The 16,331-nt window shown below is 58.3% G+C and carries 12 protein-coding genes; 10 read left to right on the top strand and 2 right to left on the bottom strand.

The genetic code is table 11. The annotated features are described in order from the left end of the window. The first annotated feature begins 3 nt into the window (after window positions 1–3). From ACK3BK_RS08655 to ACK3BK_RS08680, 6 genes are all read left to right on the top strand, one after another. Complete coding sequence (locus ACK3BK_RS08655; RefSeq protein WP_186666720.1) at window positions 4–474, top strand: hypothetical protein; 471 nt, start codon at window positions 4–6, stop codon at window positions 472–474. A 450-nt stretch (window positions 475–924) separates the two neighbouring features. Then, window positions 925–1,212 (top strand): hypothetical protein, encoded by a 288-nt coding sequence (locus ACK3BK_RS08660; RefSeq protein WP_411384114.1) that lies wholly within the window; start codon window positions 925–927, stop codon window positions 1,210–1,212. 292 nt (window positions 1,213–1,504) lie between these two features. Beyond that, window positions 1,505–1,906: a hypothetical protein gene (locus ACK3BK_RS08665; protein WP_151924118.1), complete on the top strand. Its 402-nt coding sequence runs from the start codon at window positions 1,505–1,507 to the stop codon at window positions 1,904–1,906. A gap of 570 nt (window positions 1,907–2,476) precedes the next feature. Then, window positions 2,477–2,746 carry a hypothetical protein gene (locus ACK3BK_RS08670; protein ID WP_186666717.1) on the top strand — a complete coding sequence of 90 codons (270 nt, stop codon included), beginning with the start codon at window positions 2,477–2,479 and terminating at the stop codon, window positions 2,744–2,746. Window positions 2,747–4,643: 1,897 nt separating this feature from the next. Then, window positions 4,644–4,790: a hypothetical protein gene (locus ACK3BK_RS08675; RefSeq protein WP_411384115.1), complete on the top strand. Its 147-nt coding sequence runs from the start codon at window positions 4,644–4,646 to the stop codon at window positions 4,788–4,790. A 203-nt stretch (window positions 4,791–4,993) separates the two neighbouring features. Beyond that, window positions 4,994–5,386 (top strand): DUF2846 domain-containing protein, encoded by a 393-nt coding sequence (locus tag ACK3BK_RS08680; RefSeq protein ID WP_186667000.1) that lies wholly within the window; start codon window positions 4,994–4,996, stop codon window positions 5,384–5,386. Window positions 5,387–5,508: 122 nt separating this feature from the next. On the opposite strand, the gene ACK3BK_RS08685 is transcribed toward ACK3BK_RS08680, so the two are convergent. Beyond that, window positions 5,509–5,862, bottom strand: coding sequence for a hypothetical protein (locus ACK3BK_RS08685; protein ID WP_063543983.1), 354 nt, complete (start codon window positions 5,860–5,862; stop codon window positions 5,509–5,511). Window positions 5,863–6,193: 331 nt separating this feature from the next. On the opposite strand from ACK3BK_RS08685, the gene ACK3BK_RS08690 reads away from it, so the two are divergent. Further along, complete coding sequence (locus tag ACK3BK_RS08690; protein WP_411384116.1) at window positions 6,194–11,059, top strand: NAD-glutamate dehydrogenase; 4,866 nt, start codon at window positions 6,194–6,196, stop codon at window positions 11,057–11,059. Between the two features lie 66 nt (window positions 11,060–11,125). Here ACK3BK_RS08690 and ACK3BK_RS08695 read toward each other — a convergent pair whose 3' ends face one another. After that, window positions 11,126–11,944 (bottom strand): pyruvate, water dikinase regulatory protein, encoded by an 819-nt coding sequence (locus ACK3BK_RS08695; protein ID WP_054892475.1) that lies wholly within the window; start codon window positions 11,942–11,944, stop codon window positions 11,126–11,128. A gap of 181 nt (window positions 11,945–12,125) precedes the next feature. Here ACK3BK_RS08695 and ppsA point away from each other — a divergent pair, with 181 nt between their 5' ends. The 3 genes from ppsA (at window position 12,126) to rraA (ending at window position 16,315) form a co-directional block, all read left to right on the top strand. After that, the gene (gene ppsA / locus ACK3BK_RS08700) at window positions 12,126–14,501 is read left to right on the top strand and encodes a phosphoenolpyruvate synthase (RefSeq protein ID WP_054892474.1); all 2,376 of its coding nucleotides are present in this window, start codon (window positions 12,126–12,128) and stop codon (window positions 14,499–14,501) included. A gap of 169 nt (window positions 14,502–14,670) precedes the next feature. Further along, window positions 14,671–15,633: an alpha/beta fold hydrolase gene (locus ACK3BK_RS08705; RefSeq protein WP_186666714.1), complete on the top strand. Its 963-nt coding sequence runs from the start codon at window positions 14,671–14,673 to the stop codon at window positions 15,631–15,633. A 190-nt stretch (window positions 15,634–15,823) separates the two neighbouring features. After that, complete coding sequence (rraA, locus tag ACK3BK_RS08710; protein ID WP_054892472.1) at window positions 15,824–16,315, top strand: ribonuclease E activity regulator RraA; 492 nt, start codon at window positions 15,824–15,826, stop codon at window positions 16,313–16,315. The last annotated feature ends 16 nt before the right edge of the window (window positions 16,316–16,331 follow it).

A 16,331-nucleotide genomic window follows, 5' to 3' on the forward strand; every position in this document is an offset into this window, starting at 1 on the left:
TCCATGGCTGAATCATACGAAGTGGTGCTGCAGCAGGTGGCTGTACGCGATTTGTTAGGGCTGCTGGGGTTCCTGGAAGCAAGCTCTCGGGAACTTATGGGGTTGGTTTCTTCGGAAAGTTTTATCAATGTGGGTGGTGGAGATATTAATAAGGCTTTGATTGAAGAAGTTATTGCCTATAAGGGAGATGTATGTCTGGCAGGTCGGCTCTATGAGTTTCTGGTGTCGCCGACGATAAGTTTGCCATGTGTTCTTCTGAGGGTTGTTAAATATTCGGAAGGAGTAGATGTGGAGTTGTCTTTTAATGAAGTGCCCTTTTTGAATGCTGATTGCGTAATGCGTGCCATGCGAGATTACTCGGATGACTTGTCGAATAGGTTTGAATTTTCGCAATTTTATGGTGGTTTAGAGCCAGCTGTAGATGTGAATACTAGGTATTTTACTGGTAATTCGTTCGGCCCTTTAGGCTTATAACGCTAAGGTGAATGATGGCGTGCTAGCTAGTTTAGTGTCTCAGAAATACCGCTAAAAATAATTTCCCCAGCCCTCGTGCTGCGTGAACTTCTCAGGCGTCCGAGGTCGTAGGCGGTAAGCTTGTGCAGTGGGAGATGATAAGTGCTCAAGCCCACATCTAGGTTTCATCTTATGTACTACTTTTTATATATTTAGGTGATTTGTTTTTCTTTTACAGGTGTTATGGCGAAATTTTTAGGGGTCATAATTATCAATTATGAGTATGGTGCGTAAAATTTTGGTTGGCCTGATATTTCCGGATTATTTCCTGGGTTCTTAACTTATGTCGTACCTGTGTGGTTTGGGATATGTGTTGCTTCATGTTTTAAGTGGGGTGATGGAAAGTAAATGTCGAAATGATTCTCGAGCACGGATTGCTTGAACCAAAAAGGGTCCAAGCTTGAGTGAAGCATGCCTCCCTATATCGATCCTGTGAGAGAAAAAGTGAAGCTGGAAAGAGTTGGATTTTTGTTGACGGTTGTGTTGTTGGTGTATTCTGTATTGTTTTTTCTTGGAGTTGGGGTGTTGGGGCACCTTGTAGGGTCGATTATTGGTTATTATAAATTTGATTATTGGGCATTTGGTTGGAAGGAGATTCATAAGTCTATTCTTGTTGGCTTGTCTTGTGGGGTTCCAGTCGCTTTAGGGATATGGGTGGAGTCAAAGGTGGCAGAGGTTAGAAAAAAGCGCTGCGACTGATTTTTAATTTGTGGTTGTGTTAGGTTAGTCTGGGTTTTAGAGAGGCGGAATTTATGATTGAAGGTTCTAAATTTATCTAAGATACCAATTGTGTGTTTGGTCGAATTAGTTCGCTTATAGACGCAAGAATAGAGCGTGGCGATGTAATTCAAGGGTTTGGAAAGCTAAAGACTTCGAATGTGTCATGCCGAAAAAGTGAGATGAAAGTTATTGCCGTTGATTCAATTGGGCTTAATAAATTCAAAGATTGGTTTCGCTCGCAGAGTTCCATCGGTTGCTTCGGGTGTCGCGCGTGCGCGTGGCCGCCATCGATCAGGCCCAAAGGCCGGGTAAACTGCCCAGCCGCAGCGGCGAAGTGGCCGCCCGCCAAGGCACGTCGAGCCCGGTAGGAGGGGCCGCTGACGGGTTGCACTGGTCCACTGCACAGCCTGGGCCTAGCACGCCGATCACGCTTGCCCAGCCCTACACCGAGACCATCGTTGCGCGCGACACCAGCCACCCGGCAATGACGTCGGTGGCCGCGCCGACGCTCCAGCAGGCCCTCCCGACCAAAGACGGCGGAATGGACGCCGCGCGTGATCTGGTCAACCTCGAAGGCGCGGATCAGCGTAGCGACAAGCTGTTGCAACTCTACAAGCGCGATCCCTCATTGCTTAGCCAGGATGAGAAGGTCGGGCTCGCGGCATACCTTTAGGCTTATGCCTTTGAGAGACTGGATGCTGTCAGGAAACTGGATGCTCCAAATGGCTTGGGTATCAGCCACAGCCTGGCAACCGTCCAGGCAAGTGTCGCCAGTTTGCTCAGTTGTGAGCAGACCTTGGGTTATGGCCATCCCTAGGCAGGTAGCAGCCAGGAAAAGCTCGCGTGGGCAGATGCTCAGCACAGCCAAATGGGATTGGTTGAAAACCTGGCCTGGACCCAGGACCGTAGCGTCGACGAGCAGACCTACCTGGAGGTTGAGCCGAGGCCTGGCTGGATGTCTTGGAGTATTTTTGCGAGGTCATTTCACATCGAGATCCCTGATGTGTGAGAACACTCGAGGTGCTGGTACGGGGTATTTGGTTGTGAACACCAAACAGTTTTGAGAAGAAAATGAACTAAACAGATCACTGAGGTCAGTGTCATTGATTTTTACAGAATTGAACCGCTGCGCGAGCGGATATGGTGTTCCATACCTCGGAGTACTATTGGGCCAGTCGCCAATCAAAATAAATGTTCGGGAAGGTGTGGCTCAGACTGCATTCCGGCACTAGTAGGAATGGTTATGGATAGTGGTGGCATACTAATGGAGCGATTTGTCGCCCAAGAGTTGAATGGTAGCGTTTGTTCTATTTTGAACGATGCCTTTAATGAGAGGGTTTGCTCAAAGAACGTTCTGTTCAGGGAGTTTGAGTTTAATTGCTTTGACGTGTATTTGGATTTTGAAAAAGGGGTCGTCACCTTGCAAGATGTTCTTTCCGTTGGGGAGAGTAGCTTTCTTGATATGCCGATACGTGAATTTATCTCTGCTTGCGGTTTGAATGTTTCTTGTTGATTTGTGTGTGGCGAGACACCTTCTATCGTTACAGAGAAGCTAAAGCCACAGGCGGTGTCGAGGCCTTACTGGAAAAGGATTTTCGTCGCCCAAGTATGAAGAGCCGTGGCTGAGAGAATCGTCGGTGCCTGCGTGTCTGAAAATGTAAGTTTTGAGATAGGGTCGTTAGGAGGTGGAAAGTGATTAAGCCTCGGTCAAGGCTGCAAGCGTTCATTTTGCTATTTGTATATCTAATAGTCGCGTTTTTTTTAGTGGGTGTTGCTTCAAGGTTTTTAGGTTCTTCAATTAATTTTTACAATTTTGGCGTGTGGAGTTTTGGTTGGTCTGATGTTCCTGGCGTGCTTCCCGGTGCGATTGCATATGCAGTTCCGGTTGGGGTTGGCATTTGTGTTTTGTCATATATGAGGGGTGGTCGCGGGCGTTGATTTTTATGACGGCTGATTATGAAATTTTGTGATCTGGATAGTTCAATCGAATTGGCGCGGGCGGGTCTTGCTTGGAGGCTTGATCAAGGGCGAGGATCCAACGTATTCACTTCTGGGCTCGGTTCTGGTCGGGGTAGTGGGTTTCAGAACTGGGCAGGTAGCGTCTAGGTAGCTATATTTCGGGACCTCAGTTGATGTGGGAAATGATTTGTCTGGATCTGTTGCTTCGACGTCACTGGAGGGGAAGTGGAGCCTTTAGGAGTTGGTGAATGATTAGGCCGAAGTCAAGTTTGCAAGCTTTTCTGTTGCTGTTTTTCTATTGTTTTTTAATGTTTATGTTGGTTAGTGTTAGTGGGGTGATTTTAGGGGCGACAATAAATTTCTTTAAGATGGGCCGTTGGGTGCTTGAATGCTCTGAGATTCTACGGCTAATTCCTGGGGCTTTAATCTACACAGTGTTTGCTACGGTAGGGATATGGGGGCTGTCTCGGCTAAAGTCATATAAAGAACGTAAAGCTCCCGGAGATAAAGAGGAAAAAAGTTAGAGGTATGTCTCGTGCGTGCTTTAGCTAAATCTGCCGAAAGCTCTCTGTAGGCGAATGGGGACAGTCATCGTGTCTCGGTTAATGTAGAGTTTCCTTAGCAACATCGGCCAAGAATTCAGCAATGACCTAACTCGCTATGGGTCCTCAGACTTCCGAAGCTACGGGTGGCAAGATAGGGTCAATAGGAGATAACAAGTAATGAAGCCCAAGTCGAGGTTTCAAGCTTATGTGCTGCTTTTAATTTATTTGATTATTTTGTTTTTCTTCGGAGGGGTCGGATCAAATTTTTTAGGGGCTATAGCCTTATATTTCAAATATGACACGTGGTTTTTCGGTTGGTCTGATATTTCCGGTGTGTTTCCTGGCTTTCTGGCCTATGCGGTACCTGTCTGGTTTGGGATATGCCTTGCTTCATATTTCAAATGGGGTGGTGGGAAGTAAGTGTCGAAATAGTGCCCGAACGAGAGGTGGTGATTTTTTGAGTGGCTGAAAGGGGTGTTGTTGGTGAGAGTTGGTATATTTCTGGGGTTGTTTTTTCTTTTGAGTGGCTGCGTCACAAATCAACTGCATTTTTCCCCTTATACGGCCGATTCTGAATTGGTTGCAATAAAAAACAAAAAAATTAATTCATCGATAATCGGAGTTTCCAGCGTTGAGCGCTGCTCTCAGTGTTCTGAGAGCAGCAAGGTAGTGTGGCATGCTGCGAACTACAATGGGGGTTTGTATTAAGGTTTTGCCAGTGTTCCAGTCACTGACTGGATCGATTTTACCAAGCGAGCTATCGGCTCTGATGATGATGCGAAAATAAAAACTCGCGTTGAGATCAATCGCATTTTTGTCAAGACTTGGAATAGTCCGGATTATTATGCGTGCGAAGCCAGTGTCTCGGTCTATGTCGAGGGTGCCAAATATGTTGGAGAGTCTCGTGTGAAATTGAAAGGCTCAGGCCAGGCGATGGTTGCTCAGGATTTAGCTTATCTGAAGGCTGAAGCATTGCATGTGGTAAGTCTTGCGTTGAAGGCTGCTTACATGGAAGCACTTGGTAGTAGAGAAAAAACGCGCATTAAGAATTAGCGTTTTCAAAGTGTAGCGGGTCAGCCGCCACGGCAGCAGGTTGACGTCAAGATGATGGCGAATTAATATCGCCGCCGCTATTCCGCCCCTACCACCCTTTCGTTAGCAAGGAAGCCGTTGTGATCAAGACCCTCCTCAAAGCCACCGCCGTACTCTCCATTGCGCTGCTTTACGGCTGCGCCTCCACCCCCTCGGCGGACAAGATGCAGGCGGAGGTCGCCAACTACTCGCTGCCCAAGGCTGCAGTAGCCGACAAGGCCCTGGTCTACGTCGTTCGCCCGAGCAACGCCGGGATGATGGTGCGTTTCAACGTCTTCCTCGATAACAAGGAAGCCGAGTCGGAAATGGGCTACAACCGTGGCAATCAATACATCTACTTCTACGTGACCCCGGGCACCCACGTGATCAGCTCCAAGGCCGAGAACTGGGCCGAGATGACCGTGAATGCGAAGGCCGGTGAGGTCATCTACCTCAAGCAGGAAGTCGAAGTCGGCGTGCTGATGGCGCGCAACAGCCTCAAAGTGCTGAGCGACCTTGAAGGCCGCTACCTGGTCAAGGATGCATCGCTGGGCACCCTCGCGAAGGAAAGCAAGTAAGCGCTGTCGATCCATGCGCTGATCGGCAAGTACACAAAGGCGACCCTTGGGTCGCCTTTGTTGTATGCGCTGTCGATGCTTCCTCGCCCCTGTGCGGGCTAACCCGCAACGGGAGCGCCGTCTCAGATCTCGGAAACGAACGTCCCCGTTCCCTCAAGAATATTGCGCAACGTCAGCGCCACTTCCTCCAGATCGCTACCGGCCGACGTGAGCAGGATCTCCAACGATTCATCACCCCTGAGTGCATCCCGATCCCCCGGGGAGACCTCGATCAGCAGGCGCTCGGCACTCAAGGTCACTTTCAGCCCGTCCAGCGTCGACGGTTCGTCATCGAGCGTCAGGTCGACGGTGTCTTCGTCCGGATAGCGGGTGAGCAGGAACATCTGGCCCTTGTCGCTGTGGCAGCACAGGGTCGCCATGTTGTCTTCCTCGTCATCGCAGGGGGTGGCGAAGAGCAGGGCGGTTTTCAGTTGCATGGGCAGCTCGGTTCAAGGAAATGAAATGCGATTGTGCCAGTCTGGGCCTTGCGCATAAACGCAATGTTACCGCCCTTTGACCGAATATGTCGCAGCGCTGCAAGCCGGGATGACCGCTCAGTCGTTAAGCTGCCCAGTTGATGGACAACCGTAAAGACACAGCCACCGGCAGTCGTCTTTGCAGCTGCCCATCCCTGGAACATGGACGCGAAGGAAGCGTCCTACGCCTTGGTTTTACCGTCTTCCTGCTACGGGTTGGCTATCGTTGATCCGTACATGGCGCACGTACACGACGCTTCACCTATAACAAAGCCCAAGCGGAGTACCACAGATGGCGTTTTTCACCGCAGCCAGCAAAGCCGACTTCCAGCATCAACTGCAGGCGGCCCTGGCGCAGCACATCAGCGAGCAGTCCCTGCCACAAGTGGCGCTGTTCGCCGAACAGTTCTTCGGCATCATCTCTCTGGACGAACTCACCCAGCGTCGGCTGTCCGACCTGGCCGGCTGCACCCTCTCTGCCTGGCGCACCATCGAGCGCTTCGACCCGAGCACTGCGCAGGTGCGGGTCTACAACCCTGACTACGAACGCCACGGCTGGCAGTCCACGCACACCGTGGTCGAAGTCCTGCACCATGACCTGCCGTTCCTGGTCGACTCGGTACGCACTGAACTCAACCGCCGCGGCTACAGCATCCACACCCTGCAGACCACCGTGCTCAGCGCCCGCCGCGGGCCGAAGGGCGAGTTGCTCGAATTGCTGCCCAAGGGCACCCAGGGTGAAGGCGTCAGCCACGAGTCGCTGATGTACCTGGAGATCGACCGCTGCGCCAATGCCGCCGAGCTGACCAGCCTGACCTGCGAGCTGGAGCTGGTACTGGCCGATGTGCGCGTCGTCGTTGCCGACTTCGACCCGATGAAGGCCAAGGTCCGCGACCTGCTGGCGCTGGTTGGCGAAAACGCCTTCGGCCCAGCGCAGAACGACAAGACCGAGGTGCAGAGCTTCCTCACCTGGCTGCTGGACAACCACTTCACCTTCCTCGGCTACGAAGAGTTCGTGGTCGAGTCCGACGCTGCCGGTGGCAGCCTGGTCTACGACGAATCGTCCTTCCTCGGCCTGCCGCGCGTGCTGCGCAGCGGCCTGAGCAATGAAGACCTGCGCATCGAGGACTACGCCGTCAGCTACCTGCGCGAGCCGCGCCTGCTGTCGTTCGCCAAGGCTTCGCAACCAAGCCGCGTGCACCGTCCGGCCTACCCGGACTACGTGTCGATCCGCCAGATCGATGCCGATGGCAAGGTCATCAAGGAATGCCGCTTCATGGGCCTGTACACCTCGACGGTGTACGGCGAAAGCGTGTACACCATCCCGTACATCCGCGGGAAAGTCGCCGAGATCGAGCGCCGCTCGCACTTCGACCCCAAGGCGCACCTGGGCAAGGAACTCACGCAGGTGCTCGAAGTGCTGCCGCGCGACGACCTGTTCCAGACCCCGATCGACGAGCTGTTCAACACCGCCATGTCGATCGTGCAGATCCAGGAACGCAACAAGATCCGTGTGTTCCTGCGCAAGGACCCGTACGGCCGCTTCTGCTACTGCCTGGCCTACGTGCCGCGTGAAATCTACTCCACCGAAGTGCGCCAGAAGATCCAGCAGGTCTTGATGGAGCGCCTGAAGGCTACCGACTGTGAGTTCTGGACCTTCTTCTCCGAGTCGGTGCTGGCACGTGTGCAGTTGATCCTGCGGGTCGACCCGAAGAACCGCATCGACATCGACCCGCAGCAGCTGGAAAACGAAGTGATCCAGGCCTGCCGTTCGTGGCAGGACGACTTCTCCGCGCTGGTGGTGGAGAACTTCGGCGAAGCCCAGGGCACCAACATCCTCGCCGACTTCCCCAAGGGCTTCCCGGCTGGTTACCGCGAGCGCTTCGCCGCGCATTCGGCAGTGGTGGACATGCAGCACGTGCTGGCGTTGTCCGAAGCCAAGCCGCTGGCCATGAGCTTCTACCAGCCACTCACCCAACTGGGCGAGCGCCAGCTGCACTGCAAGCTGTATCACGCCGACACGCCGCTGGCGCTGTCCGACGTGCTGCCTATCCTGGAGAACCTCGGTCTGCGTGTGCTGGGTGAATTCCCCTACCGCCTGCGCCATGCCAACGGCCGCGAGTTCTGGATTCACGACTTCGCCTTCACCTACAGCGAAGGCCTGAGCCTGGACCTGCAGCAGCTCAACGACACGCTGCAGGACGCCTTCATCCACATCGTCAAGGGCGACGCCGAGAACGACGCCTTCAACCGCCTGGTGCTCACCGCCGGCCTGCCATGGCGCGATGTGGCGTTGCTGCGCGCCTACGCCCGCTACATGAAGCAGATCCGCCTGGGCTTCGATCTGGGCTATATCGCCAGCACCCTGAACAACCACACCGACATCGCCCGCGAGCTGACCCGGTTGTTCAAGACCCGCTTCTACCTCGCGCGCAAGCTCGGCCAGGATGACCTGGACGACAAGCAGCAGCGCCTGGAGCAGGCAATCCTCACCGCCCTGGACGATGTTCAGGTGCTCAACGAGGACCGTATCCTGCGTCGTTACCTGGACCTGATCAAGGCGACGCTGCGTACCAACTTCTACCAGCCCGACGCCGCTGGCCAGAACAAGTCGTACTTCAGCTTCAAGTTCAACCCGCGCCTGATTCCCGAGCTGCCCAAGCCCGTACCGAAATTCGAGATCTTCGTCTATTCGCCACGGGTCGAGGGCGTGCACCTGCGCTTCGGCAACGTCGCCCGTGGCGGCCTGCGCTGGTCGGACCGCGAGGAAGACTTCCGTACCGAGGTGCTGGGCCTGGTCAAGGCGCAGCAGGTGAAGAACTCGGTAATCGTGCCGGTCGGCGCCAAGGGCGGCTTCCTGCCGCGTCGCCTGCCGCTGGGTGGCGGCCGCGACGAGATCGCCGCCGAGGGTATCGCCTGCTACCGCATCTTCATCAGTGGCCTGCTCGACATCACCGACAACCTCAAGGACGGCGGCGTGGTGCCGCCGGCCAACGTGGTGCGTCATGACGACGACGACCCCTACCTGGTGGTGGCCGCAGACAAAGGCACCGCGACCTTCTCCGACATCGCCAACGGCATCGCCAACGACTACGGCTTCTGGCTCGGCGATGCCTTCGCCTCCGGTGGCTCGGCTGGCTACGACCACAAAGGCATGGGCATCACTGCCCGCGGCGCCTGGGTGGGTGTGCAGCGCCACTTCCGTGAGCGCGGCATCAACGTGCAGGAAGACCCGATCACCGTGGTTGGCATCGGCGACATGGCCGGCGACGTGTTCGGCAACGGTCTGCTGATGTCCGACAAGCTGCAACTGGTGGCGGCGTTCAACCACCTGCACATCTTCGTCGATCCGAATCCGGACCCGGCAACCAGCTTCGCCGAGCGCAAGCGCCTGTTCGAGCTGCCGCGCTCGGCCTGGACCGACTACAACAGCGCGATCATGTCCGAAGGCGGCGGGATTTTCCCGCGTAGCGCCAAGAGCATCGCCATCAGCCCGCAGATGAAGGAACGCTTCGCCATCGAAGCTGATCGCCTGACCCCGACCGAACTGCTGCACGCACTGCTGCAGGCGCCGGTCGACCTGCTGTGGAATGGCGGTATCGGCACCTACGTCAAGGCCAGCAGCGAGAGCCATGCCGACGTCGGCGACAAGGCCAACGACGCCCTGCGCGTCAACGGCAACGAGCTGCGCTGCAAGGTGGTGGGCGAGGGCGGCAACCTGGGCATGACCCAGCTCGGTCGCGTCGAGTTCGGCCTGCATGGCGGCGCCACCAACACCGACTTCATCGACAACGCCGGTGGCGTGGACTGCTCCGACCACGAGGTCAACATCAAGATCCTGCTCAACGAAGTGGTGCAGGCTGGTGACATGACCGAGAAGCAGCGCAACCAGCTGCTGGGCAGCATGACCGAGGAAGTCTCCTCGCTGGTGCTGGGTAACAACTACAAGCAGACCCAGGCCCTGTCGCTGGCGGCCCGTCGCGCCCGCGAGCGGATCGCCGAGTACAAGCGCCTGATGGCCGACCTTGAGTCGCGGGGCAAGCTGGACCGCGCCATCGAGTTCCTGCCGACCGAAGAGCAACTGGCCGAACGTCTTGCCGCCGGCCAGGGCCTGACCCGTGCCGAGCTGTCGGTGCTGATCTCGTACAGCAAGATCGATCTCAAGGAGCAACTGCTCAAGTCGCTGGTGCCGGACGACGACTACCTGACCCGTGACATGGAGACGGCGTTCCCGCCGTCGCTGGTCAGCAAGTTCGCCGAGGCCATGCGCCGTCACCGCCTCAAGCGCGAGATCGTCAGCAACCAGATCGCCAACGACCTGGTCAACAACATGGGCATCACCTTCGTGCAGCGCCTGAAGGAGTCCACCGGCATGAGCCCGGCCAACGTTGCCGGTGCCTACGTGATCGTGCGCGACATCTTCCACCTGCCGCATTGGTTCCGCCAGATCGAGGCCCTGGACTACCAGGTGCCGGCCGAGATCCAGTTGACCCTGATGGACGAGCTGATGCGCCTTGGGCGGCGTGCCACCCGCTGGTTCCTGCGCAGCCGTCGCAACGAGCAGGATGCTGGTCGTGACACCGCTCATTTCGGGCCGAAGATCGCGCAACTGGGGCTCAAGCTCGACGAACTGCTGGAAGGGCCGACCCGCGAACGCTGGCAGGTGCGCTACCAGGGCTTCGTCGAAGCCGGGGTGCCGGAGTTGCTGGCACGCATGGTGGCAGGCACCACTCACCTGTACACCCTGTTGCCGATCATCGAGGCCTCGGATGTGACCGGCCACGATCCGGCGCAGGTGGCCAAGGCGTTCTTTGCCGTGGGCAGCGCGCTGGACCTGACCTGGTACCTGCAGGAAATCAGCAACCTGCCGGTGGAGAACAACTGGCAGGCCCTGGCCCGCGAGGCGTTCCGCGACGATATCGACCTGCAGCAGCGCGCGATCACCATTTCCGTGTTGCAGATGGCTGATGCACCGGACGACATGGATGCCCGTGTGGCCCTGTGGGCCGAGCAGCACCGGGTAATGGTCGAGCGCTGGCGCGCCATGCTCGACGACCTGCGCAACGCCACGGGCACCGACTATGCGATGTACGCGGTGGCCAACCGCGAGCTGGTCGACCTGGCGCTGAGTGGGCAGTCGGTAGTGATTCCGTCCTGACCTTGGCACTGAAATGAAAAACCCCCGGCAGTGATGCCGGGGGTTTTTTGTTCGTCTTCAGCGGCCCTACTTGAACCGCCGCTCCACGCCTTTCTCCACGAGGATCTTCGCCGAAATCTCCTCCACCGAAAAATGCGTGGAGTTGATGTTGGGAATGTTCTCCCGGCGGAACAGGTTCTCCACCTCGCGCACCTCGAACTCGCACTGGGCAAAGCTCGAATAGCGGCTGTTGGGTTTGCGTTCGTGGCGAATGGCGGTCAGGCGGTCGGGGTCGATGGTCAGACCGAACAGCTTGTTATGGTGCTTTTTCAGCACGGCCGGCAACTGCAGGCGCTCCATGTCGTCTTCGGTCAGCGGGTAGTTGGCGGCGCGGATACCGAACTGCATGGCCATGTACAGGCAGGTCGGCGTCTTGCCGCAGCGCGACACGCCCACCAGGATCAGGTCGGCCTTGTCGTAGTAATGGGTGCGCGCACCATCGTCGTTGTCCAGGGCGAAATTGACCGCCTCGATGCGCTCCATGTAGTTGGAGTTGCCGCCGATCGAGTGCGATTTGCCCACGGAATACGACGAATGGGCAGTCAATTCCTGCTCGAGTGGGGATAAAAACGTCGAAAAGATGTCGATCATGAAGCCATTGGACGTGGCCATGACCTCGCGGATGTCCTGGTTGACGATGGTATCGAAGATAATGGGGCGCACACCGTCGCGCTCGGCCGCGGCATTGATCTGCTGGACCATGGCACGCGCCTTGTCGAGCGTATCGATGTAGGGGCGGGTGAATTTGGCGAAGGGAATGCTTTCGAACTGCGCCAGCAGGCTTTGGCCCAGTGTTTCGGCCGTGATGCCGGTACCGTCGGAGATGAAGAACGCGGATCGTTTCATTTGCACCTGAGGCCTTAAGCTGCCGAATGTTTCTGGATATGATAGGTTCGGTTTGCCGAACGCGGTCGTTCGGCATTCTCACTTATTTTCCAGGTCCAGGCCACAAGCGTCCCGGCCCAGCCGCAGAGTCGACAGGCGGGCGCCCTTGAGCTTTTCCAATACAGTTAGTGGAGAGATCACCTTGGTAGAGTACGTAGTTTCCCTCGATAAGCTCGGCGTCCATGATGTGGAGCATGTGGGGGGCAAGAACGCATCCCTGGGCGAGATGATCAGTAATCTTGCCGGTGCCGGCGTATCGGTGCCGGGCGGCTTTGCCACTACGGCTCAGGCGTATCGCGACTTTCTCGAACAAAGTGGTTTGAACGACCGCATCCACGCCGCGCTCGATGCGCTGGACGTCGATGACGTCAACGCCCTGGCCAAGACCGGCGCACAGATTCGCCAGTGGGTGATGGAGGCCGATTTCCCGGCGCGCCTGGACGCCGAAATCCGCACCGCCTTCGCCGAAATGGCTGCCGGCAACGACAACATGGCCGTGGCCGTGCGTTCTTCGGCGACCGCCGAAGACTTGCCGGATGCCTCGTTCGCCGGCCAGCAGGAAACTTTCCTCAATATCCGTGGCGTCGACAACGTGATCCGCGCGGCCAAGGAAGTGTTCGCCTCGCTGTTCAACGACCGCGCCATTTCCTACCGCGTGCACCAGGGCTTCGACCACAAGCTGGTCGCCCTGTCGGCCGGCGTGCAGCGCATGGTGCGTTCGGAAACCGGCACCGCTGGCGTCATGTTCACCCTCGACACCGAGTCGGGCTTCCGCGACGTGGTGTTCATCACCGGCGCCTACGGCCTGGGCGAAACCGTCGTGCAGGGTGCGGTCAACCCTGACGAATTCTACGTGCACAAGAACACCCTGCAGGCAGGCCGCCCGGCCATCCTGCGCCGCAACCTGGGCAGCAAGGCGATCAAGATGGTCTACGGCGACGAAGCCAAGGCCGGTCGTTCGGTCAAGACCGTCGAGGTCGACCGTGCCGAGCGTGCGCGCTTCTGCCTGAGCGACGCCGAGGTCAACGAGCTGGCCAAGCAGGCGATGATCATCGAGCAGCACTATCAGCGCCCGATGGACATCGAATGGGCCAAGGACGGTGACGACGGCAAGCTGTACATCGTGCAGGCTCGCCCCGAGACCGTGAAGAGCCGCGCCAGCGCCAATGTCATGGAACGCTACCTGCTCAAAGAGAAGGGCACGGTACTGGTCGAAGGTCGCGCCATTGGCCAGCGTATCGGCGCTGGCAAGGTCCGCGTGATCCACGATGTGTCCGAAATGGACAAGGTGCAGCCAGGCGACGTACTGGTTTCCGACATGACCGACCCGGACTGGGAACCGGTCATGAAGCGCGCCAGCGCCATCGTCACCAACCGCGGTGGCCGTACCTGCCACGCCGCGATCATCGCCCGTGAGCTGGGTATCCCGGCCGTGGTCGGTTGCGGCAACGCGACGCAAGTGCTCAAGGATGGCCAGGGCGTGACTGTTTCCTGTGCCGAAGGCGACACCGGCTTCATCTTCGAGGGCGAGCTGGGCTTCGACGTCAAGCAGAACTCGGTGGATGCCATGCCGGAGCTGCCGTTCAAGATCATGATGAACGTCGGCAACCCCGACCGCGCCTTCGACTTCGCCCAACTGCCCAACGCGGGTGTGGGCCTGGCGCGCCTTGAGTTCATCATCAACCGCATGATCGGCGTGCACCCCAAGGCACTGCTCAACTACGCGGGCCTGCCGCCTGAGCTGAAAGAGAGCGTCGACAAGCGCATCGCTGGCTACAGCGACCCGGTGGGCTTCTATGTCGAGAAGCTGGTCGAGGGCATCAGCACCCTGGCCGCAGCCTTCTACCCGAAAAAGGTGATCGTGCGCCTGTCGGACTTCAAGTCCAACGAGTACGCCAACCTGATCGGTGGCAAGCTCTACGAGCCGGAAGAAGAAAACCCGATGCTGGGCTTCCGCGGTGCCTCGCGCTACATCAGCGAGTCGTTCCGTGACTGCTTCGAGCTCGAGTGCCGCGCCCTCAAGCGCGTGCGCAACGAGATGGGCCTGACCAACGTCGAGATCATGGTGCCGTTCGTGCGCACCCTGGGCGAAGCCAGCCAGGTCGTCGACCTGCTCGCCGAGAACGGCCTGGCCCGTGGCGACAATGGCCTTCGCGTGATCATGATGTGCGAACTGCCGTCCAACGCCATCCTCGCCGAAGAGTTCCTGGAGTACTTCGATGGCTTCTCGATCGGCTCCAACGACCTGACCCAGCTCACCCTGGGCCTGGACCGCGACTCGGGGATCATCGCCCACCTGTTCGACGAGCGAAATCCTGCGGTCAAGAAGCTGCTGGCCAATGCCATCGCCGCGTGCAACAAGGCGGGCAAGTACATCGGCATCTGCGGCCAGGGCCCTTCGGACCACCCTGACCTCGCCAAGTGGTTGATGGAGCAGGGCATCGAGAGCGTGTCGCTGAACCCGGACTCGGTACTCGAAACCTGGTTCTTCCTGGCCGAAGGTCAGGGCGCAGCCTGATGCATCACGCGCGGGGCGCGTCCTGACGCGCTCCGTGCATCTGCCTCTTCGCGGGCAAACCCGCTGCCACCGAACCCGGTGGCAGCGGGTTTGCCCGCGAATGCGCTGAAGCCCCAAATTCAGCGTCGCAGTTTCCCCATCCTGTTTCCCCTTTTCATTCTGTGAATCCATGCAAAGCAGCAGCACCCTTTTTCCCGTGGCCCTGCTCAGTGCCGAGCGCCGTGGCGACCTCAGTGAAGATGTCTACCGAATCAAGGCCGGCAACAGCCCCGACGCCAGTGTCGAGCTGGCGCTGACCCGCCTCGGGCTGGCCGATCAGCCTTCCACTCCAGGCGTGCCGGTGATCCTCCTGCATGGCAGTTTCTCCAACCGCCGCTTCTGGTATTCGCCCAAGGGCATTGGCCTGGGGGCGTTCCTGGCGCGTGCCGGTTTCGATGTGTGGATCCCGGAAATGCGTGGCCACGGGCTGTCGCCGCGCAACCGCCAGTGGCGGCAGAACACCGTGGCGGACTATGCGCGTTTCGATCTGCCGGTGATCGGGGCCTTTGTCCAGGAAATGGCAGGGCAGGCACCGCACTGGATTGGCCATTCACTGGGTGGCACCACACTGGTGGCGGCGCTCGGCGGCGGCTACCTGAACAGCGCCTGCGTGGCCAGCGTGGCCTTGTTCGGCACTCAGGTCAGCCGTGTGTACTGGCCGCTGAAAGTGCCACCGGTTGCCTGGGGCGCACGTCTGCTGGTCAAGCGCTTCGCACAGCTCTCCGGGCCGCGCCTCAAGCGTGGGCCGGAAGACGAACCGATCGGGCTGGCGCTGGAAAGCCTGCGCTGGCATGGGCTGTTCGGGCGTTTCGGGGTCAAGGGCCAGGATTGGTGGGCTGGGCTGTCGCAGGTCGAGGCGCCGCTGCTGGCAGTGGCTGGCGCGGCAGATTTCCAGGATCCGGTATGGGCCTGTCGCAAACTGTTCGAACAGTGGGGCGGCGAGTGCAAGCAGTTCCTGCGCCTGGGCCGTGAAGAAGGCTTCGAGGCCTTTGGGCATGTCGACATGCTGGTGAGCAAGGCCGCGCAGGCGCAGGTCTGGCCGCTGGTGGCGCGCTGGTTGAGCGATCCCCAGGCGCCCGTCCAAGAAGGTTGAATGAGCGACCATTCGCGGGCAAGCCCGCTCCCACATGCTGTCAGTGGCCGGTTCTCCAGGGTTGTGGGAGGCCTGTAGGAGCGGGCTTGCCCGCGAATGCCGCACCACCGAACTCGCGGATGACTGCAATGGCCTTCAGGGTGTAGCCTTGCCCGATACCCGCTTTCGTTGTGACTGACAGGAGCTTCCCATGCAGCATTACGTAACGCCCGACCTGTGCGACGCCTACCCGGACCTGGTCCAGGTGCTGGAGCCGATGTTCAGCAATTTCGGCGGCCGCGACTCTTTCGGCGGCCAGATCGTCACCATCAAGTGCTTCGAAGACAATTCCCTGGTCAAGGAGCAGGTCGAGCTCGACGGCAAGGGCAAGGTCCTGGTGGTCGATGGCGGCGGATCGCTGCGCCGTGCGCTGCTGGGCGACATGCTCGCCGAGAAAGCAGCGAAGAATGGCTGGGAAGGTCTGGTGATCTACGGCTGTGTGCGTGACGTGGATGTGCTGGTGCAGACCGACGTCGGCGTGCAGGCTCTGGCCAGTCATCCGATGAAGACCGACAAGCGCGGCATTGGCGACCTCGATGTGGTGGTCAGCTTTGCCGGCGTCACTTTCCGTCCCGGCGAATACATCTACGCCGACAACAATGGCGTGATCGTCTCGCCAAGCCCCCTGAAGATGCCGGAGTGATGCGCCGCGCGCGCTG

This window comes from Pseudomonas sp. L7 (assembly GCF_046605565.1).
GTDB lineage: Bacteria > Pseudomonadota > Gammaproteobacteria > Pseudomonadales > Pseudomonadaceae > Aquipseudomonas > Aquipseudomonas wayambapalatensis.